Consider the following 19,432-nt stretch of genomic DNA (forward strand, 5'->3'; position numbering starts at 1 on the left):
CTCAAATTCTTGATCGCTTGATGAAGAGTGGGCCGCAAGGACCCGCTCTTTTTTATTAGCTCGATCGCCTGAACAGCTTGAAATTGCGAGGAGCGCCGCTTGTCGGACATGACAAACGCAGACAACGAACTTGAGCCGCGGCTGATTACCGAAACCGGGCTCGACCAGCGTCTTGCCGATATCATCGAACCGGTTCTCGTCGGCATGGGCTTCCGGCTGATCCGCGTGCGCATGCTGAACCAGAACGGCGCCACGATGCAGGTGATGGCCGAGCGCAATGACGGCACGATGACGGTTCAGGACTGCGAAGAAGTCTCGATGGCGATTTCTCCCGTCCTCGATGTGGAAGATCCGATCGATAAAGAGTATCATCTCGAGGTGTCTTCGCCCGGCATCGACCGTCCGATGGTGCGGAAATCCGATTTCGTCCGCTGGCAGGGCCACCTTGTAAAGTGCGAAACGTCGATCATGATCGGCAACCGCAAACGCTTCCGCGGCAAGATCGTCGAAGCAGACGCCGATGGATTCACGCTCGAGCGTGACCAGGTCGCCTATGGGGAAGAGCAGAAGGTCGTCATTCCCTTCACGGCGCTTAGCGATGCGAAGCTCATTCTGACCGACGATCTGATCCGCGATGCGTTGCGCGCCGACAAGCTGGCGAAAGCGCAGGCCGCGAACCAGAACGAAGCAGACGACCAGGAATAACCGATCAACAGACCGCTACAGGGACGGGAACCCTGGAGTAAAGACGGAGAAACAAGACAATGGCAGTCAGTGCGAACCGGCTCGAACTTCTGCAGATCGCAGATGCAGTGGCGCGCGAAAAAGTCATCGACCGGGAGATCGTGCTTGCCGCAATGGCCGATGCCATCCAAAAGGCGGCGCGCTCCCGTTACGGCACCGAATCCAACATCCGGGCCGACATCAATCCGAAGACCGGTGAAATCCGTCTGCAGCGTCTGCTCGAAGTGGTCGACAAGGCCGAGGATTATTCGACGCAGATCCCGCTAGAGCTTGCCCGCGACCGCAATCCGGACGCAGCCCTTGGCGATTTCATCGCCGATCCGCTGCCGCCGATGGATTTCGGCCGCATCGCCGCACAGTCCGCCAAGCAGGTGATCGTGCAGAAGGTGCGTGAAGCCGAGCGCGACCGCCAGTTCGACGAATTCAAGGATCGCGTCGGCGAAATCGTCAACGGCACCGTCAAGCGCGTCGAATACGGCAACGTCATCGTCGATCTCGGCCGTGGTGAAGGCATCATCCGCCGCGACGAAATGATCCCGCGCGAGAACGTGCGCTATGGCGATCGCGTCCGTGCATACGTATATGATGTTCGTCGGGAGCAGCGCGGTCCGCAGATTTTCCTGTCGCGCACACATCCGCAGTTCATGGTGAAGCTCTTCACCATGGAAGTGCCTGAGATCTACGACGGCATCATCCAGGTGAAGTCGGTCGCCCGCGATCCGGGTTCGCGCGCCAAGATCGCGGTGATCTCGAACGACAGCTCGATCGATCCGGTCGGCGCCTGTGTCGGTATGCGCGGCTCGCGCGTCCAGGCCGTCGTCGGCGAACTCCAGGGTGAGAAGATCGACATCATCCCCTGGAGCCAGGACCCGGCGACCTTCGTCGTCAACGCCCTGCAGCCGGCGGAAGTGGCCAAGGTCGTTCTCGACGAGGACGCCGAGCGCATCGAAGTCGTCGTTCCCGACGAGCAGCTGTCGCTTGCGATCGGCCGCCGCGGCCAGAATGTCCGCCTCGCTTCGCAGCTGACCGGCTGGGATATCGATATCATGACGGAGGCCGAGGAATCGGAACGCCGTCAGAAGGAATTCAACGAGCGCACCAACCTGTTCATGGATTCGCTCGACGTCGACGAGATGGTCGGCCAGGTTCTGGCGTCGGAAGGCTTTGCCGCCGTCGAAGAACTTGCCTATGTCGATCTCGACGAAATCTCCTCGATCGACGGTTTCGACGAAGAGACGGCGCAGGAAATCCAGCAGCGCGCCCGCGAATTCCTCGAGCGTCTCGAAGCCGAGATGGACGAGAAGCGCAAGGCGCTCGGCGTTGAGGACGAGCTGCGCCAGATCGACGGCATGACCGCCCAGATGATGGTGGCGCTCGGCGAGGACGGCATCAAGACGATCGAGGACTTTGCCGGTTGTGCGGCCGATGACCTCGTCGGCTGGACGGAACGCAAGAACGGCGAAACGAAAAAATTCGAAGGACTGTTCTCGAAGTTCGACGTCTCGCGTGTCGAGGCCGAGCAGATGATCGTGCAGGCCCGCCTCGCGGCCGGCTGGATCACCGAAGAGGACCTGGCGAAGGGGACCGAGGAAGAGGTCATCGAAGCCGAACAGGAAGCATGATGACCGCGCATGAGCCGAACGTTCTTCCTGAGGACGACGATCTTGCAGGGTATGACGTGAACGGACGCATGTGCATCGTGACGCGCGAAAGCGGATCGCCGGAGGAGCTGATCCGCTTCGTCGCGGCTCCCGACGGAACCGTCGTCGCCGACCTGAAGCGCGAGCTTCCGGGGCGCGGCTGCTGGGTGAAGGCCGACCGGTCGCTGGTCGACAGGGCGGTGGCGAAAAAGCTGTTCGCCCGGGCGCTGAAAACGGAAGTGAAGGCAGCAGACGATCTCGGCGCGAGCGTCGACCGGCTGCTGGCGGCGCAAGTGATGCAGATGATGAACATGGCGCGCAAGGCCGGCCAGTTCGTCAGCGGCGCCTCGAAAGTGGATGCCGCAGTCAGAAGTGGAGCAGCCCTTGCGGTGTTTCACGCCACTGACGCAGCGGATGATGGAGTGCGAAAAATCGACCAGGCCCGCAAGGCCTGGCACCTCGGAATGGAGACCGAGGAGGAGATACCTTCCTACCGTTTCTTCTCGGAGAGCGAAATGGAAGGCCTGATGGGCCAGAATGCTTTTATCCATGCCGCAGTGCTTGCAGGGCAGGCGGGTGAGGGTGTAGTGAAGCGCGCAAAGATGCTCGAACAGTACCGTATTGGCGGTCAGTCCCGGGCAGCGGGCGGCGCTGGCCGGCAACAACAATGAGGCGGTCACCGGCATCGGCCGGTCTCATTCTCATTGATCGACAGTATTTGAACGACAGGGTCTGATCTAGTCATCGCTCCCTGTCCGAAGGAACGGGAACGAATGACCGATAGTAACGACGACAAGACACTCAGCGTAACGGGCAAGAAGACGCTCACCCTGAAACCATCGGGGATGAGCCAGGGCACCGTTCGCCAGGATATGGGTCGGGGTCGCACCAAGGCGGTCGTGGTCGAGACCCGCAAGCGGCGCCCGATGCGCCCGGAAGACGAAAAGCCGATCACGCCTGCAGCCCCCGCAGCTCCGGTTCGCGCAGCCGAACCGGCGCCGGCACCTGCTCAGGCGCGTCCGCAGCAGTCGACGCCGGCACCGCGGATTCATCAGCCCGGCGGCAGCCAAGCCAACCAGCGTCCGCAGCAGTCCTATCAGCAGCCGCGTCCGAACGATCGCCCGCGCCCTGTCGTGCTGAACCATCTGTCGCCTGAGGAAATGGATGCGCGCCGCCGTGCGCTCGCCGAATCTCAGGCGCGTGACGCCCAGGATGCGATCCGCCGCGCCGAGGAAGAAAAGCGCCGCGCCGCCGAAGAGGCTGTCCGCAAGGCAGCTGAAGCGGAGGAAGCCGCACGCAGAGCCGTCGAAGAGGCAGCCCTGCAGGCCGAAGCGGCCGCCGCTGCCGCCGCCGAACCGGTAGCCGCTGCTGCAGCGCCGGCTCCCGCTACGGCCGAGGCTCGCCCGAACACGACCCCGCGCCCGGCAGCACCCGCGCCGGCAGCACGCCGGCCCGATGCCGACGGAGCAGCCGCTCGCCCGGCGCCCGGCGCGCCAGCTGGCGTGCGCGGCCGTCGCAATGACGGCGACGATGACGACCGTGGCGCTTCGCGCAGCGGTCCGGCGCGCGGCCGCGTCGTTCGCCCCGAACCTGCAAAACCGGTGACGACCCGTCCGAAAACGGATGAGGAGCGCCGTCGCGGCAAGCTGACGATCACCACCGCCGACGTCGACGGTGAGGACGCCGGCCGCAGCCGTTCGCTTTCGGCGATGCGCCGCCGGCAGGAGAAGTTCCGCCGCAGCCAGATGCAGGAGACTCGCGAGAAGATTTCCCGCGAAGTCGTCCTGCCGGAGACCATCACCATTCAGGAACTGTCGCAGCGCATGTCCGAACGCGCCGTCGACGTCATCAAGTACCTGATGAAGGAAGGCCAGATGATGAAGCCGGGCGACGTCATCGACGCCGACCTTGCCGAACTCATCGCCGGCGAATTCGGCCATACCGTCAAGCGTGTCTCTGAATCCGACGTCGAACTCGGCATCTTTGACATCGCCGATGTCGAAGGCGACCGCGTTTCGCGTCCGCCCGTCGTCACCATCATGGGCCACGTCGACCACGGCAAGACCTCGCTGCTCGACGCCATCCGCCATGCCAACGTGGTTGCCGGCGAAGCCGGCGGCATCACGCAGCACATCGGCGCCTATCAGGTGGAACAGAACGGCCAGAAGATCACCTTCATCGACACCCCCGGCCACGCCGCCTTCACGGCGATGCGTGCCCGCGGCGCGCAGGCGACCGACATCGCGATCCTGGTCGTGGCAGCCGACGACAGCGTCATGCCGCAGACGATCGAATCGATCAATCACGCCAAGGCGGCCGGTGTTCCGATCATCGTGGCGATCAACAAGATCGACAAGCACGAAGCCGATCCGCAGAAGGTGCGCAACCAGCTTCTGCAGCACGAAGTCTTCGTGGAATCGATGGGCGGTGAAACGCTTGACGTCGAAGTGTCGGCCAAGACAGGCAAGAACCTCGACAAGCTGCTCGAAGCCGTTCTGCTGCAGGCGGAAATCCTTGACCTCAAGGCCAATCCGAACCGCACCGCGGAAGGTACCGTCATCGAAGCTCAGCTCGACCGCGGCCGCGGCTCGGTTGCCACGGTTCTCGTTCAGAACGGTACGCTGAAGCCGGGCCAGATCATCGTCGCAGGCGATGTCTGGGGCCGTGTGCGCGCGCTCGTCAACGACAAGGGCGAGCATATGAAGGAAGCACCGCCGGCGATGCCCGTCGAAGTGCTTGGCCTTTCCGGCACGCCGCAGGCGGGTGACAAGTTCGCCGTCGTCGAGAGCGAAAGCCGCGCCCGCGAAATCTCGGAATACCGTCAGCGTCTTGCCCGCGACAAGGCGGCTGCCCGCCAGTCGGGACAGCGCGGTTCGCTGGAACAGATGATGACGCAGATGCAGAGCACCGGCATCAAGGAGTTCCCGCTCGTCATCAAGGGCGACGTGCAGGGTTCGATCGAAGCGATTGCCGGCGCGCTGGAAAAGCTCGGCACCGACGAGGTCCGTGCCCGCATCGTCCATTCGGGCGCAGGCGGCATCACCGAGTCGGATATTTCGCTCGCCGAAGCCTCGAACGCGGCCATCATCGGCTTCAACGTTCGCGCCAATGCGCAGGCACGCCAGTTCGCCGAGCGCCAGGGCATCGAGATCCGCTACTACAACATCATCTACGACCTCGTGGATGACGTGAAGGCAGCGATGTCGGGCCTCCTGTCTCCGGAACGGCGCGAGACCTTTATCGGCAATGCCGAAATCCTGGAGGTGTTCAACATCACCAAGGTCGGCAAGGTGGCCGGTTGCCGCGTTGTCGAAGGCAAGGTCGAGCGCGGGGCGGGTGTGCGCCTCATCCGCAACGACGTCGTCGTTCACGAAGGCAAGCTCAAGACCCTCAAGCGCTTCAAGGACGAAGTCTCCGAAGTGCCGATGGGCCAGGAGTGCGGCATGGCCTTCGAAAACTACGAAGACATGCGCGTCGGCGACGTCATCGAGTGCTTCCGCGTCGAACATATCACACGCACGCTCTGATCCTCGGCGTTACAGCAGCTTGACAAAAGCCATCCGCTCTCCGGCGGGTGGCTTTTCTATCTGCCGGCTTGACCTTTTCGGCCAAAAGAGTCATGGACGCTCTCCTTTGACGGGTTCGATTCCCAGCCGCATCGGCAAACAGAGATAACAATGACCAGACCAACATCCTCCGCGCCTTCGCAGCGCATGCTGCGCGTTGGCGAACAAGTCCGCGCCGCGATCACCCAGGTGCTGCAGCGCGGTGAAGTGCGTGACGACATCATCGAGGCGACCGTGATTTCGATCTCCGAAGTGCGCATGTCGCCCGATCTCAAGATCGCCACGGCTTATGTGACGCCGCTCGGCGTTTCCGACCACAGCATCGTCATCGAGGCGTTGAACCGCCATGCGAAGTTCATCCGCGGCCGGCTCGGGCCCCAGCTTCGGCAGATGAAATACATGCCGGAGGTGCGCTTCCGCGACGACACCAGCTTCGACAATTACAAGAAGATCGACGAGCTGCTGCGTTCGCCCGAGGTGAGCCGAGATCTCGATGGCGACAACGACGAACAGTAACAGAAGAGACTGATGTCCAAACCACGCAAACCCAAGGGCCGACCGATTTCCGGCTGGCTGATTCTCGACAAGCCGGTGGATTTCGGCTCGACGGAAGCCGTTTCCAAGATCAAGTGGCTCTATAAGGCGCAGAAGGCCGGCCATGCCGGCACGCTCGATCCGCTGGCCTCCGGCATGCTGCCGATCGCGCTCGGCGATGCAACCAAGACCGTTCCCTATGTGATGGACGGCCGGAAGATCTATGAATTCACGGTGAGCTGGGGCGAGGAGCGCGCCACCGACGATCTCGAAGGCGAGGTCACTGAGAGTTCGAACAAGCGGCCGAGCGAACAGCAGATTCGCGATATCCTGCCCAAATATATCGGCACCATCAGCCAGGTGCCGCCGCAGTTTTCCGCCGTCAAGATAGCGGGAGAACGCGCCTACGACCTGGCGCGCGACGGCGAAGCCGTCGAGATCCCCTCGCGGGAAGTGGAAATCTTCCGGCTGACCCTGCTTGCCTGCCCGGACGCCAATACCGCGCATTTCGAAGTGGAATGCGGCAAGGGCACCTATGTCAGGGCGCTTGCCCGCGATTTTGGCCGCGAACTCGGCTGCTACGGACATATATCAGGGCTGCGGCGCACTTTTGTCGCGCCCTTTTCGGAAGAGGTCATGGTTCCGCTCGCAAACCTCGTGGCGCTGGAATCGATCGAGGATATGGATGAGCGGCTCGCCGCCCTCGATGCGCTGCTGATCGACACCTGCGAAGCATTGTCGGCCCTGCCCCATCTCGTCATCAACGACGACCAGGCGCACCGGCTGAAGATGGGTAATCCGATCCTGGTGCGCGGCCGCGATGCGCCGATTGCCGAGAGCGAAGCCTATGCGACGGCACGCGGCAGGCTGATCGCGATCGGCGAAATCGGCCAGGGCGAGTTTCGACCGAAGCGGGTTTTCGCCTGAATCCGTACCACTGACGATTGTCAGGCGGTAGCGATACGATATCCTTGCCCTTGGGCCATGGTGGCTCGAGGGGAAAACCATGCGTAGAATCGCGAAAGTACTGACGTTCTTTTCGTTGTTCCTGATCGTTGCCGGCGCCCAAGCCACCGAACGATGGGCCGAGCTTCCCGCCTTTCCTTCAATGCCCACGCCGAAGACGAGCGGCATGGCTGATGTGAACGACATCAAGATGTATTACGCCGAATATGGTGAAGGCGATCCGATCCTCTTCATCCATGGCGGTCTTGGAAATGCCGACGTCTGGGGTCATCAGGTGGCGGAGTTTGCTCGGGATCATCTGGTCATCGTCGCCGACAGCCGCGGTCACGGCCGGTCGACACGTAGCGGGCAGGCTTTCGGCTACGATCTGATGACCTCGGACTACGTTGCCCTTCTCGACTATCTGAAGATCGACAAGGTGACGCTCGTGGGATGGTCGGACGGCGGCATCATCGGCATCGACATGGCGATGAACCATCCGGAAAAGCTGACCCGCGTTATCGCTCAGGCGGCCAACGTCACGACGGACGGCGTTAAGGGCGACGTTTTGGAGAACAAGACCTTCAGCCACTATATCGAGGTTGCCGGTGACCAGTACAGAAAGCTTTCGCCGACGCCGACCGAATACGAGGCCTTCGTCACCCAGATCTCTCAGATGTGGGCGACGCAGCCGAACTGGACGGCGGCGGACCTTGGAAAGATCACCGTACCCGTCACGCTTGCGATCGGCGATCACGATGAAGCCGTCAAGCTCGACCATACGGAGATGATGGCAAAGGAGATCCCGGGCGCAAAACTTGTCATCCTCAAGGATGCCAGCCATTTCGCCATGCTGCAGGATCCCGGCGGTTATGATGCGATGATCCGGGACGCCATGGCCGGCCGTTGAAAGCGGCTGCGGGAGCCCCCTCTTTCCATCGCTGCATATTTGGTTTATAGGCAGCGCCAGCGTCAGGTCCGCCTGCTCGCATTCACGGCCAAAGCTGGACGACATCCCGGCTTTTGGCGACGTCTTCTCCTCTCATAGAAAGGAACGTCCGATGTCGATCACTGCTGAGCGCAAGGCTGCGCTGATCAAGGAATACGCAACCGCCGAAGGCGATACCGGTTCTCCGGAAGTCCAGGTCGCGATCCTGACCGAGCGCATCAACAACCTGACCGAACACTTCAAAGACCACAAGAAGGATAACCATTCCCGCCGTGGCCTGCTGACGATGGTTTCGAGCCGCCGCTCGCTTCTTGATTATCTCAAGAAGAAGGATGAAGGCCGCTATTCCAAGCTGATCAACAGCCTGGGTATCCGCCGCTAAAATTATCCGGCGGGCGCTTTTAAGCGTCCGCCGGATCTGTTTCGGGACGACGCTCCCGATGAAATGTTCCGCCCGCGCCCTATCTCATGCGGTGGAACGACCGGCAGACCCGGATGGGCCGGTTCTGCCAAACCAACCGCTGACCTGTCATGGGGCAGGATTGCCGGATGCTTTCGGCCAAAGCTCTCCAAGGCTTTGGCCCAAGTTTCTCAGGAACTCTCACGTTCGAGAAACTGCCGATGAAAAGCCTCCCGTTGTCTTGCCCGTGATACGTCACATTGATTGCGGTCGACTGTGCGCTGCGCCCTGAAATCGGCGATGGCGCGTGCTCCCGCATTGAAGGACAAGATATGTTTGATACACACACAGTGGAAATCGAGTGGGCCGGCCGCCCGCTGAAGCTCGAAACCGGCAAGATCGCCCGTCAGGCCGACGGTGCGGTTCTCGCCACTTACGGCGAGACCGTCGTTCTTGCCACCGTCGTCTCTGCCAAGGCGCCGAAGCCCGGGCAGGACTTCTTTCCGCTCACCGTCAACTACCAGGAAAAGACCTATGCAGCCGGCAAGATCCCCGGCGGCTATTTCAAGCGTGAAGGCCGTCCGAGCGAAAACGAGACTCTCGTTTCCCGCCTGATCGACCGCCCGATCCGCCCGCTCTTCCCGGAAGGCTACAAGAACGACACCCAGGTCGTCGTCACCGTCGTCCAGCACGACCTTGAAAACAATCCTGACATCCTGTCCATGATCGCCTCTTCGGCGGCGCTGACGCTTTCCGGCGTTCCCTTCATGGGCCCGGTCGGCGGCGCGCGCGTCGGCTACATCAACGGCGAATATGTTCTCAACCCGCATCTCGACGAGATGGATGAGTCGAGCCTCGACCTCGTCGTCGCCGGCACCTACGACGCCGTGCTGATGGTCGAGTCCGAAGCCAAGGAACTGCCCGAAGACGTCATGCTCGGCGCCGTCATGTTCGGCCACAAAGGCTTCCAGCCGGTTCTCGACGCGATCATCAAGCTCGCCGAAGTCGCCGCCAAGGAGCCGCGCGACTTCCAACCGGAAGACTATTCCGAGCTCGAAGGCGAGATGCTGAAGCATTTCGAAGCAGAACTGCGCGAAGCTTACAAGATCACCCAGAAGGCTGACCGCTACGCCGCCGTCGACGCCGTCAAGGCAAAGGTCAAGGCGCATTTCCTCCCCGAGGAAGGCGAAGCCAAGTATACGGCCGAAGAAGTCGGCGCGATCTTCAAGCACCTGCAGGCCAAGATCGTCCGTTGGAACATCCTCGACACCAAGAGCCGCATCGACGGCCGCGACCTTGAAACCGTTCGTCCGATCGTTTCGGAAGTCGGCCTTCTGCCGCGCACGCATGGCTCGGCGCTCTTCACGCGCGGCGAAACGCAGGCGATCGTGGTTGCCACGCTCGGCACTGGAGAAGACGAGCAGTATGTCGACAGCCTGACCGGCATGTACAAGGAGCGCTTCCTGCTCCATTACAACTTCCCTCCCTTCTCGGTTGGTGAGACCGGCCGCATGGGGTCCCCGGGTCGCCGCGAGATCGGCCACGGCAAGCTCGCATGGCGTGCGATCCGTCCGATGCTGCCGTCGGCGGAGCAGTTCCCCTACACGCTGCGCGTCGTTTCCGAGATCACCGAATCCAACGGCTCGTCCTCGATGGCAACCGTCTGCGGCACGTCGCTGGCGTTGATGGATGCCGGTGTCCCGCTGGCGAAGCCGGTTGCTGGTATCGCCATGGGCCTGATCCTGGAAGGCGATCGCTTCGCCGTCCTCTCCGATATCCTCGGTGATGAAGATCATCTCGGCGACATGGACTTCAAGGTTGCCGGTACGGCCGATGGCATCACTTCGCTGCAGATGGACATCAAGATCGCCGGTATCACCGAGGAGATCATGAAGGTCGCTCTCGGCCAGGCCAAGGGCGGTCGCGCCCATATCCTCGGCGAAATGGCCAAGGCCATCACCGAAAGCCGCGGCCAGCTCGGCGAATTCGCTCCGCGCATCGAAGTGATGAACATCCCGGTCGACAAGATCCGCGAAGTCATCGGCTCCGGCGGCAAGGTCATCCGCGAAATCGTCGAAAAGACCGGCGCGAAGATCAACATCGAGGACGACGGCACCGTCAAGATCGCCTCCTCTTCCGGCAAGGAAATCGAAGCGGCGCGCAAGTGGATCCACTCGATCGTCGCCGAGCCTGAAATCGGCCAGATCTATGAGGGCACTGTCGTCAAGACCGCCGACTTCGGCGCCTTCGTCAACTTCTTCGGCGCCCGCGACGGCCTCGTTCATATTTCGCAGCTCGCTTCCGAGCGCGTCGCCAAGACGACTGACGTCGTCAAGGAAGGCGACAAGGTCTGGGTCAAGCTGCTCGGCTTCGACGAACGCGGCAAGGTTCGTCTGTCGATGAAGGTTGTCGACCAGGCCACCGGCCAGGAGATCCCGAACGAGAAGAAGAAGGAAGAAGCGGCCGAATAAGCCGCCTCCGCCAGCTTTAGAGCTTTTCCGGGCGCGGGAATCTTCCGCGCCCCTTTTCTATTCTAAATGAGACGAGACCGATGAGCCGCGAAACGTTGAAGACCCTATTCCATCCGTTTGCCAGCGGTACAATCCAGCCGCCCGGCGAAGGCGAGCGTGTGCTCTTTCTCGGCGCCGAAGCAGGCTTTGCGCTGCCGGAAGGTTTTGCCGCCTCGCTCAGCGCCGTCCAGGGCTTCCGGCCGCTCTACCGCCAGCTGCTGGCGCAGCGGATCGAAGCCACACCTGAGATCGACGGCGAGGACTATGACGCAGCACTCGTGCTCTGCACCAAGCACAAAGGCGAGAACGAGGCCAACCTCGCCGCCGCGATCGCCCGCACGCGGGCCGGCGGGCTGATCGTCGTCGCCGGCGCCAAGGAAGACGGCGTCCAGCCGCTGCGCAAGCGGATGGAAGGTTTCGGCCTCGCCATCGACCACATGCCGAAATATCACGGCGTCGCCTTCTGGTTCGGACGGCCGGCCGAGGCCGGCGGCATCATCTCCAAACTGGCAAAGGCGCCGGTGCGCGTCGATAATCGCTTCCATGCGACAGCCGGCATGTTCTCGCATGATCGGATCGATGCCGGATCGGAACTGCTCGCCTCGCGCCTGCCGCAGGATTTTACCGGCGACGTCGCAGATTTCGGCGCCGGATGGGGCTATCTCTCGGTCGAGATGGCACAGAGATCGCGCGGGCTGGCCCGCCTTGACCTCTATGAGGCCAATCACGCGGCCCTGGAGGCCGCGCGGGGTAACCTGGCGGAGAACTGCCCGAACGCGCCAGCGCGCTTCTTCTGGCACGATCTGGCGGGCGAGCCGGTCAAGGACAAATACGACCTCGTCATCATGAACCCGCCCTTCCACGAGGGCCATGCCGCCGAGCCATCGCTCGGCCAGGCGATGATCAAGACAGCCGCCTCCGCCGTTCGCGGCGGCGGCAGGCTGATGCTGGTCGCCAATCGCGGCCTGCCTTATGAGCCTGTTCTGGCAGCGAACTTCAGGGAAAGCGGCGAAACCTGCCGCAATGCCCGCTTCAAGGTTCTGTGGGCGAAGAAATAAGGCTCAGGCCGCTTCGACCCCGAGTTCTTACCCGCAAAACAAAAGGCCGTGCGCAGAGGATGCGCACGGCCTTTGAATTTCAATCAGCGGCGTTTATTCGACGTCGGCGTTGCGCAGGGTCTCCAGCGTTGGCATCGAGGTGATGTTGAAGCCGGCATCGACGAAGTGGATTTCGCCGGTGACGCCGGCGGAGAGGTCGGAGAGCAGGTAGAGCGCCGAGCTGCCGACCTGATCGATGGTCACGGTCTTGCGCAGCGGCGCATTACGCTGGTTCCAGGAGAGGATCGCGCGCGCGTCCGAAATTCCGGCGCCGGCCAGCGTGCGGATCGGGCCGGCGGAAATGCCGTTGACGCGGATGCCGCGCGGGCCGTAATCGGCAGCGAGATAACGCACCGAAGCCTCGAGCGCCGCCTTGGCGACACCCATGACATTGTAATTCGGAATGACGCGCGTCGAGCCGTTATAGGTCAGTGTCAGCATCGCGCCACTGCCTTCCATCAGCGGAGCGCAGCGCTTGGCGATCTCGGTGAAGGAGAAGCAGGAGATGACCATGGTGCGGCTGAAATTCTCCCGCGTCGTATCGGCGTAGAGGCCCTTCAGCTCGTTCTTGTCCGAGAAGCCGATGGCATGGACGATAAAATCGAGCTTGCCCCAGCGCTCGCCGAGCGCGTCGACCACGGCATCGACGGAAGTGATGTCCTCGACGTCGCAAGGCAGCACGAAATCCGAGCCGACTTCGGCGGCCAGCGGCCGGACGCGCTTGCCGAGCGCATCGCCCTGATAGGTGAAGGCGAGGTCCGCCCCCTGTGCGGCGAGCGCTTTTGAAATCCCCCAGGCAATCGAATGGTTGTTTGCGACGCCCATGATGAGGCCGCGCTTACCCTGCATGATTCCAGTCATGTTGTTATCCGTTATAGCGCTGGAAGACGAGCGTGGCGTTCGTCCCGCCAAAGCCGAAGGAATTGGAGAGAGCGATATCGATCTTCGCATTGTCGATTCGCTTGCGCACAATCGGCACACCTTCGAATTCGGGATCGAGCTCGGCGATATGGGCGCTTTCGCCGATGAAACCTTGCTGCATCATCAGCAGGGAATAGATCGATTCCTGCACGCCGGCCGCACCGAGCGAATGGCCCGTCAGCGACTTGGTAGATTGGATATGCGGGATCTTGGTGCCGAACACCTCGCGGATGGCGCCGATTTCCTTGCTGTCGCCGACCGGCGTCGATGTGCCGTGGGTGTTGATATAGTCGACATCGCCTTTGACGGTGGAAAGCGCCTGGCGCATGCAGCGGACAGCGCCCTCGCCCGAGGGAGCGACCATGTCGTAACCATCAGAGGTGGCGCCGTAGCCGACGATTTCGGCGTAGATTTTGGCGCTGCGGGCCTTGGCGTGCTCCAGCTCCTCCAGCACCAGCACGCCGGCGCCGCCGGCGATGACGAAACCGTCGCGGTTGACGTCATAGGCGCGCGAGGCAGTATCGGGCGTGTCGTTATATTTGGAGGACATGGCCCCCATCGCGTCGAAGAGGTTGGACATCGTCCAGTCGAGATCTTCGTGGCCGCCGGCAAACATCATGTCCTGCTTGCCCCACTGGATCATTTCAGTGGCATTGCCGATGCAATGCGCCGAGGTCGAGCAGGCCGACGAGATCGAATAGTTGACGCCGTGGATCTTGAACCAGGTGGCGAGTGTGGCCGATGCGGTTGACGACATCGCCTTCGGCACGGCGAAGGGGCCGATGCGCTTCGGGCTGTGGTTCTTTACGGTGATCTCGGCCGCCTCGATGAGTGTGCGGGTGGACGGGCCACCGGATCCCATGATGATGCCGACGCGCTCGTTCTGTGCGTAGTCCGTCTCTTCCAGACCGGAATCGGCGATCGCCTGCTTCATGGCGACATGGTTCCAGGCGCCGCCCTGCGACAGGAAGCGCATGGCGCGGCGATCGACCAGTTCGCCAAGTTCCGCCTGGCCGAGCTTGGGGCTGCCCCAGACCTGGCACTTGAAGCCGTGTTCGGCGAAATCGTTGGAAAAGGAGATACCCGACTTTGCCTGGCGCAAGGATTCGGTGACTTCGGCCGCATCGCTTCCGATCGAGGAAACGATACCCAGACCCGTGACAACTACCCGTCTCATCTGATCAAACCTTTGTTGTTTTCGTCAGCCGCTCGAAATGCGGTTTCAGGCGGTCTTGTCTTTCGATAGACCGACGCGAAGGTCGGACGCCTGGTATATGGTCTCGCCATCCGCCTTCAGCCAGCCATCGGCCGTGCCGAGCACGAGGCGACCGCGCATGACGCGCTTGAAGTCGATGCCGTATTCGATCAGCTTCGTATGCGGCCGGACCATGCCCTTGAATTTCACTTCGCCGGTTGAAAGCGCCATGCCGCGACCTTCCTCGCCAAGCCAGCCCAGGAAGAAACCGGTCAGCTGCCACATGCCGTCGAGGCCGAGGCAGCCAGGCATGATCGGATTGCCTTCGAAATGGCAGGGAAAATACCAGTCGTCGGGGCGTACATCGTATTCGGCCCTGAGATAGCCCTTGTCGAAGGCGCCGCCCGTTTCGGAAATGTCCGTGATGCGGTGAACCATCAGCATGGGCGGCAGCGGCAGCTGCGCATTACCGGGTCCGAACAGCTCGCCATGGGCGCAAGCGATGAGTTCTTCATACGAGAAGCTGGACTGTCTGGTGGTCATAAAATTTCTTTTTCCCCCCGCGTGAAGCCGATGGATGTGAACGTGTAGTCCAAGTTCTTCAGAAAATGAAGCACAAGCAAGGCAGCTTCATTCATCGGTTTGGACCAGGCTTACGCCATTATTTGGTGGTCGCATACAGGAAGGCCAGAGCTGCGACCAGACCTATTTGCATCAAAAGCCCGTTTTTGCCGCGTTTGTCAGGCTCTTGTCCCCACTGAACTATTGAAAGGCTCCGATGCAAAAGTTATACCGCTTGAAGAAACATGATTGCTTTATGCAGGAATAATCGGAGTTGGTGTTGATGACGGGTGCACTCCCGATCGCAATAGAGGTAAGGCTGCGCCGCGCGGGCCTTCGCCCCACACGCCAGCGCGTCGCGCTCGGCGACCTCCTGTTTGCCAAGGGCGACCGGCATTTGACCGTCGAGGAACTGCATGAGGAGGCGGTTGCCGCCGGGGTGCCGGTTTCGCTGGCGACCGTCTATAACACGCTGCACCAGTTCACCGAAGCCGGTCTCATCCGCGTTCTCGCCGTCGAGAGCGCCAAGACCTATTTCGACACCAATGTTTCCGACCACCACCATTTCTTCATCGAAGGCCATAACGAGGTGCTCGACATTCCCGTCAGCAACCTGACGATCGGCAATCTGCCGGAGCCGCCCGAAGGTTTGGAGATCGCTCATGTCGACGTGGTGATCCGCCTGCGAGCCAAGCAAGGCTGACGGCGACCAAAAGGCTCACATCACATCGTCGGGATGCCGCCCGGGCTTGTGTTTGTAGATCGGGAAGGTCCAGCCGAACCAAAGGGCGCCGCCGCGAACGGCAAAGGCCGCCACAACGCCGCAGCCGGAGGCGAGATAGAGCGGCATTCCCAACGCATTGGCGAGCGTGAACACGCCGGCCCCGACCAGCGCCGCCGTCACATAGATTTCCGGCCGCAACAGCACCGAAGGCTCGTTTGCCATCAGATCGCGCAGGATGCCGCCGAAGGTCGCCGTCAGTGTGCCGGTGACGATCGCGATGGTCGGCGAGCCGGTAGCGGCAAGTCCCTTGGCGGCACCCAGAACGCAATAGGCGGCAAGGCCGATCGCATCCAGCCAGATCAGCAGGCGATAGCGCGATTCCAGCAGATGGGCGGTGAAGAAGACAATCACGCCCATGATGCAGCAGACGAGGATATAGGCAGGGTTCAGCACCCAGAAGACCGGTACACGGCCGAGCACGATGTCGCGCACGGTGCCGCCGCCGGTTCCCGTGACCATGGCAAAAAACAGAAAGCCGATCAGATCGAGCTGCTTGCGCGAGGCGGCGAGCGCGCCTGTCGCGGCAAACAGCGCAATGCCGGCATAATCGAGATAGACGAGCAAGGACATGCGGACCCCGGAGCCGGCGAACAGTTTCCGGAAAGAACCATGGCGGCAAGGGCGGCGCAAGGCGGCGCGGCGATAAAGCATCAGTCTTTATTCGATGTATGTCGTATCCCGAAACCGCTGCATGGTTTTAGGCGACATGCCTTGGCTTCAGAGCCTTTGTCCAAAAGAGGAAAGCCCGTGAAAACGCTGGTGCTCGCCGTTCTCAATATTGTCCTGCTGCTCGCCATGCCGGTAGCCGCGCTTGCCCAGCAATCGCTGATCTCCGACCCCGAAATCTACGAGAAGAAGCATTTCCAGGAACAGTGCAAAGCGGCCGAATTCGCCGACGGCTTCATCACCCGGCAGGACATCAACAATGACGGGCTGATCGACGCCGTGGTCAATGAGGGCGAGCTCACCTGCGACGGGCAGAAGGGGCCGCAATGCAACGACGACGGCTGCACCTATAATTTCTATCTGCAGGTCGCCGAAGGCGGTTATTTCATGATCGCGACGGCACAGATCTACGGCTACGACTTCGTCCAGCGCTTCGGCAACATGGTGCTGGCGATGAAGATGCATCCGCGTTTCTGCGACCGCACCGAAGGCGATCCCTGCATCGTGACCGCGCGTGTGCGCGGCACGAAATTCGTCACCATCTCGAAGAAATAAGCTTAGCGCGGATAAAGCTCCGACGTCCGGCCGGCGAGATAGTAGCCGACCAGGCCGTACCATTCGCGGACCGCAGTCGCCATATTCTGGGCGTTGAGGTTCGGCTGAGTGAAATCCAGGTTCAGCCGAACCTGCCCGTCGGTGCGATAGTCGGTCGGCCAGGGCACGATGTCGATGCCGAGCTTACGGAAGATGCCGACGGAACGCGGCATATGGAAGCCCGAGGTGATCAGCAGGCACTGGGAAAGGCCGTGGCCCGCGAGGACTTCTTTTGTATTGACGGCGTTTTCGAAGGTGGTGCGCGATTGCCGCTCCTCGATCAGGCGATCCTTGCTGACGCCGAAGAGCGGGAAGAAGCGCTCGGATGCCGCCGCATCGCCTTCGTAAATGCCCGAGAGTGAGCCGTCGCCGCCCGAGATCAGAATGCGCGACTGCGGAAACTTCTGCGCGAGCCGCAGCGCTTCGATGAAGCGGTCGGCGGCAGGATTGAATTCAATGCCGTGGCGCGCCGTATTCACCTCGTTTTCGAAGGCGCCGCCGAGCACGATCATGCATTGCAGGCTGTCGGGATCGGCGGCAGGTTTGGCGAAGCGCTGCTCGAGCCCCTGCATCAGAAGGTTGCCGGCCGTGGTGTAGAGCGTGATGAAGAGGATGAGGGCTGAAGCCATCGCGCCGAGGACGCTTGAGCTGTGCCAGCGCAGAAGTCCGGCGGCAAAGGCGAAGAAGACGAGAAGGAATGCCAGCGACAGCGGCTGGGCAAAAATCCAGACAAGCTTGGAAATGACGAACAAGACCTACTCCTTGAGGATGGGCGCGCGTCCTTCCTATCCGATTCGGCGGTAACAGGAATGCGACGGTCCTATCGCTAGCGCAGGGCGCCCGTGTGATGCGGCGCGAGCTTCTGGTTGAAGCGCCGCTGAAGCGGCCGGGGAATGAACATGGCGACAAGCGCCAGCGCCATGGCAAAGATGGAGACCAGCCACAAGGCATGGGCGCCGGTCAACCGGGTCAGGACGGCACCGGCGATCGCGCCGAGCATCATGCCGCCCCAGGGGACGAGCTGGATCGTCCATTCGACACGGCGATCGCCGATAATCCAGCGGCCGATGCCGCGGCCGAAACGCGACAGTGCGCCTGTGACATAAGTCAGGCCGATCGGCAGGCCTTCGATATGTTCGACGGCGGCGTTCACCATGCCCATGGAACAAACGATCATGTAGAACCGCACCAGCATCAGGCTCTCAGCCGTCGTCATCGAAGCAAGCGCCAGAACGGCCCCGACGCAGCCGAGAACGACGAAGATGCGCCGCTCGGAGACATGGGCGATGACGATACCGGTCGCATTGCCGAGCACGAAAACGAGAATGGCGGAGATCAGCACCGCCGCATGATAAAGATTGCCCTGGCCCAGCGCGAGTGCGGCCCGCGTCGTATTCCCCGTCATGAAGGAGACGAAATCGCCGGTCAGCAGCAGCCCGGTCGCATCGGTCATGCCGGCCAGAAATGAAATCGAACCGACGAGGGCGAGCCCGGTCAGGGTTCGTCGTGTACGAATGATACGGCGGCGTCTTGCTCTGGTCATTGGGGATCCTGAAGGCGAATCACTGAGATTCCTGCAGCAAGGATAAATCCTGTTCGTTGAGGAATTGGCAAAGAGGATTTGGCCGGGGCCACGCTTGCGCGAAAAGATTCTTTCGATCATAAAACGGCGTCGCTTCAGACCGAAGCTCCGTAAGCGTTTACGTCAATCAACGCGCAACCGCCGATCGGCGCTGCGCGATTGTTCGATCGGCATCTTACGGAGATCAAAATGCCCAAAGGCAAACTCCCCAAGCGCTACAATGCGATCGTCATGCCGCTCATCCTCTCGCTGCTAATGACATCAGTCGTCTCCGCAATCAGCATCGTCAGAGCGCAAGGCCTGACCGCAGCTGCACTTGCCATGTGGCCATCCGCCTGGGTCCTCTCCTGGGCCATCGCCTTTCCGGTGCGGTTATTGGTGCTGCCGGTGGTGAAACGGGTGACGGCAGCGATCGTGGAGATGTGAGGCGGAAGGCGCCGGCAGGCTGTGGGAACGGTCTGCCGGGGGTGGCGTGAGCGCGGCTAGAGTCTTTTCTTTGCGAATGCTCTGCCGGAAGCCGACTTCAAATACTTCTCAAAGGCAAAGGCCTGCGCTTCGTCGGAGAAGGCGAGATAGGTCTTGAGAGACCAAGGGGCGTATTTCGAGGTATGAGAAACTTCTCCGGCATTATGTTTTGCCAGACGCGACTTCAGGTCGCCCGTCACGCCAACGTAATAGCGATCCGGAAGTTCGACACTATTGAGAATGTAGACATATTTCATGGAAGGATCACAGCCCGCCTAC

At 61.5% G+C, this 19,432-nt stretch carries 20 protein-coding genes; 13 read left to right on the forward strand and 7 right to left on the reverse strand.

The features are described from left to right. The first annotated feature begins 99 nt into the window (after window positions 1-99). The 10 genes from rimP to J7U39_RS19445 all read left to right on the forward strand — a co-directional run bounded on the left by rimP (window position 100) and on the right by J7U39_RS19445 (window position 12,346). The gene (gene rimP / locus J7U39_RS19400) at window positions 100-705 is read left to right on the forward strand and encodes a ribosome maturation factor RimP (RefSeq protein WP_088396888.1); all 606 of its coding nucleotides are present in this window, start codon (window positions 100-102) and stop codon (window positions 703-705) included. Window positions 706-764: 59 nt separating this feature from the next. After that, a complete protein-coding gene (gene nusA, locus J7U39_RS19405) occupies window positions 765-2,366 on the forward strand; it encodes a transcription termination factor NusA (protein ID WP_210629654.1) in 1,602 nt (533 codons plus the stop codon). Next, window positions 2,363-3,055 carry an RNA-binding protein gene (locus J7U39_RS19410; protein ID WP_210629655.1) on the forward strand — a complete coding sequence of 231 codons (693 nt, stop codon included), beginning with the start codon at window positions 2,363-2,365 and terminating at the stop codon, window positions 3,053-3,055. Before nusA ends, J7U39_RS19410 begins: the two co-directional genes overlap by 4 nt. Before the next feature lie 102 nt (window positions 3,056-3,157). Further along, the gene (gene infB / locus J7U39_RS19415; protein WP_210629656.1) at window positions 3,158-5,911 is read left to right on the forward strand and encodes a translation initiation factor IF-2; all 2,754 of its coding nucleotides are present in this window, start codon (window positions 3,158-3,160) and stop codon (window positions 5,909-5,911) included. Window positions 5,912-6,061: 150 nt separating this feature from the next. Further along, the gene (gene rbfA / locus J7U39_RS19420; protein ID WP_009993666.1) at window positions 6,062-6,466 is read left to right on the forward strand and encodes a 30S ribosome-binding factor RbfA; all 405 of its coding nucleotides are present in this window, start codon (window positions 6,062-6,064) and stop codon (window positions 6,464-6,466) included. A gap of 12 nt (window positions 6,467-6,478) precedes the next feature. Further along, complete coding sequence (truB, locus tag J7U39_RS19425; protein WP_210629657.1) at window positions 6,479-7,411, forward strand: tRNA pseudouridine(55) synthase TruB; 933 nt, start codon at window positions 6,479-6,481, stop codon at window positions 7,409-7,411. A 79-nt stretch (window positions 7,412-7,490) separates the two neighbouring features. After that, the gene (locus J7U39_RS19430) at window positions 7,491-8,339 is read left to right on the forward strand and encodes an alpha/beta hydrolase (protein WP_210629658.1); all 849 of its coding nucleotides are present in this window, start codon (window positions 7,491-7,493) and stop codon (window positions 8,337-8,339) included. A gap of 151 nt (window positions 8,340-8,490) precedes the next feature. Beyond that, the gene (rpsO, locus tag J7U39_RS19435) at window positions 8,491-8,760 is read left to right on the forward strand and encodes a 30S ribosomal protein S15 (protein ID WP_009997779.1); all 270 of its coding nucleotides are present in this window, start codon (window positions 8,491-8,493) and stop codon (window positions 8,758-8,760) included. A 350-nt stretch (window positions 8,761-9,110) separates the two neighbouring features. Further along, window positions 9,111-11,249 (forward strand): polyribonucleotide nucleotidyltransferase, encoded by a 2,139-nt coding sequence (gene pnp / locus J7U39_RS19440; protein ID WP_011423507.1) that lies wholly within the window; start codon window positions 9,111-9,113, stop codon window positions 11,247-11,249. An 80-nt stretch (window positions 11,250-11,329) separates the two neighbouring features. Further along, a complete protein-coding gene (locus J7U39_RS19445) occupies window positions 11,330-12,346 on the forward strand; it encodes a class I SAM-dependent methyltransferase (protein ID WP_210629659.1) in 1,017 nt (338 codons plus the stop codon). A gap of 93 nt (window positions 12,347-12,439) precedes the next feature. Here the strand turns inward: J7U39_RS19445 and fabI are convergent, their stop codons facing one another. The 3 genes from fabI to fabA are packed head-to-tail and all read right to left on the reverse strand — an operon-like array spanning window position 12,440 to window position 15,044. Further along, complete coding sequence (fabI, locus tag J7U39_RS19450) at window positions 12,440-13,246, reverse strand: enoyl-ACP reductase FabI (RefSeq protein ID WP_210629660.1); 807 nt, start codon at window positions 13,244-13,246, stop codon at window positions 12,440-12,442. Window positions 13,247-13,250: 4 nt separating this feature from the next. Next, complete coding sequence (fabB, locus tag J7U39_RS19455) at window positions 13,251-14,483, reverse strand: beta-ketoacyl-ACP synthase I (protein WP_210629661.1); 1,233 nt, start codon at window positions 14,481-14,483, stop codon at window positions 13,251-13,253. 45 nt (window positions 14,484-14,528) lie between these two features. After that, a complete protein-coding gene (fabA, locus tag J7U39_RS19460) occupies window positions 14,529-15,044 on the reverse strand; it encodes a 3-hydroxyacyl-[acyl-carrier-protein] dehydratase FabA (RefSeq protein ID WP_020920068.1) in 516 nt (171 codons plus the stop codon). A gap of 301 nt (window positions 15,045-15,345) precedes the next feature. Between fabA and irrA the strand changes: the two genes are divergently transcribed. Beyond that, window positions 15,346-15,765 carry an iron response transcriptional regulator IrrA gene (irrA, locus tag J7U39_RS19465; protein WP_210629662.1) on the forward strand — a complete coding sequence of 140 codons (420 nt, stop codon included), beginning with the start codon at window positions 15,346-15,348 and terminating at the stop codon, window positions 15,763-15,765. A gap of 15 nt (window positions 15,766-15,780) precedes the next feature. Here irrA and J7U39_RS19470 read toward each other — a convergent pair whose 3' ends face one another. Then, entirely contained in the window at window positions 15,781-16,416 is a 636-nt protein-coding gene (locus tag J7U39_RS19470; RefSeq protein ID WP_210629663.1) for a trimeric intracellular cation channel family protein, read from the reverse strand. Window positions 16,417-16,593: 177 nt separating this feature from the next. Here J7U39_RS19470 and J7U39_RS19475 point away from each other — a divergent pair, with 177 nt between their 5' ends. After that, a complete protein-coding gene (locus tag J7U39_RS19475; protein WP_210629664.1) occupies window positions 16,594-17,067 on the forward strand; it encodes a hypothetical protein in 474 nt (157 codons plus the stop codon). Between the two features lie 2 nt (window positions 17,068-17,069). On the opposite strand, the gene J7U39_RS19480 is transcribed toward J7U39_RS19475, so the two are convergent. Both J7U39_RS19480 and J7U39_RS19485 read right to left on the reverse strand, forming a co-directional pair. Then, on the reverse strand, window positions 17,070-17,858 hold the full coding sequence (locus J7U39_RS19480) for a YdcF family protein (RefSeq protein WP_210629665.1): 789 nt from the start codon (window positions 17,856-17,858) through the stop codon (window positions 17,070-17,072). Window positions 17,859-17,932: 74 nt separating this feature from the next. Then, complete coding sequence (locus J7U39_RS19485; RefSeq protein ID WP_210629666.1) at window positions 17,933-18,649, reverse strand: YoaK family protein; 717 nt, start codon at window positions 18,647-18,649, stop codon at window positions 17,933-17,935. Between the two features lie 228 nt (window positions 18,650-18,877). Between J7U39_RS19485 and J7U39_RS19490 the strand changes: the two genes are divergently transcribed. Further along, window positions 18,878-19,114 carry a DUF2798 domain-containing protein gene (locus J7U39_RS19490; protein ID WP_210629667.1) on the forward strand — a complete coding sequence of 79 codons (237 nt, stop codon included), beginning with the start codon at window positions 18,878-18,880 and terminating at the stop codon, window positions 19,112-19,114. Window positions 19,115-19,170: 56 nt separating this feature from the next. On the opposite strand, the gene J7U39_RS19495 is transcribed toward J7U39_RS19490, so the two are convergent. Beyond that, window positions 19,171-19,410 carry a GIY-YIG nuclease family protein gene (locus J7U39_RS19495; protein ID WP_210629668.1) on the reverse strand — a complete coding sequence of 80 codons (240 nt, stop codon included), beginning with the start codon at window positions 19,408-19,410 and terminating at the stop codon, window positions 19,171-19,173. Window positions 19,411-19,432: the final 22 nt, after the last annotated feature.

This window comes from Rhizobium sp. NLR16a (assembly GCF_017948245.1).
Taxonomy (GTDB): Bacteria; Pseudomonadota; Alphaproteobacteria; order Rhizobiales; family Rhizobiaceae; genus Rhizobium.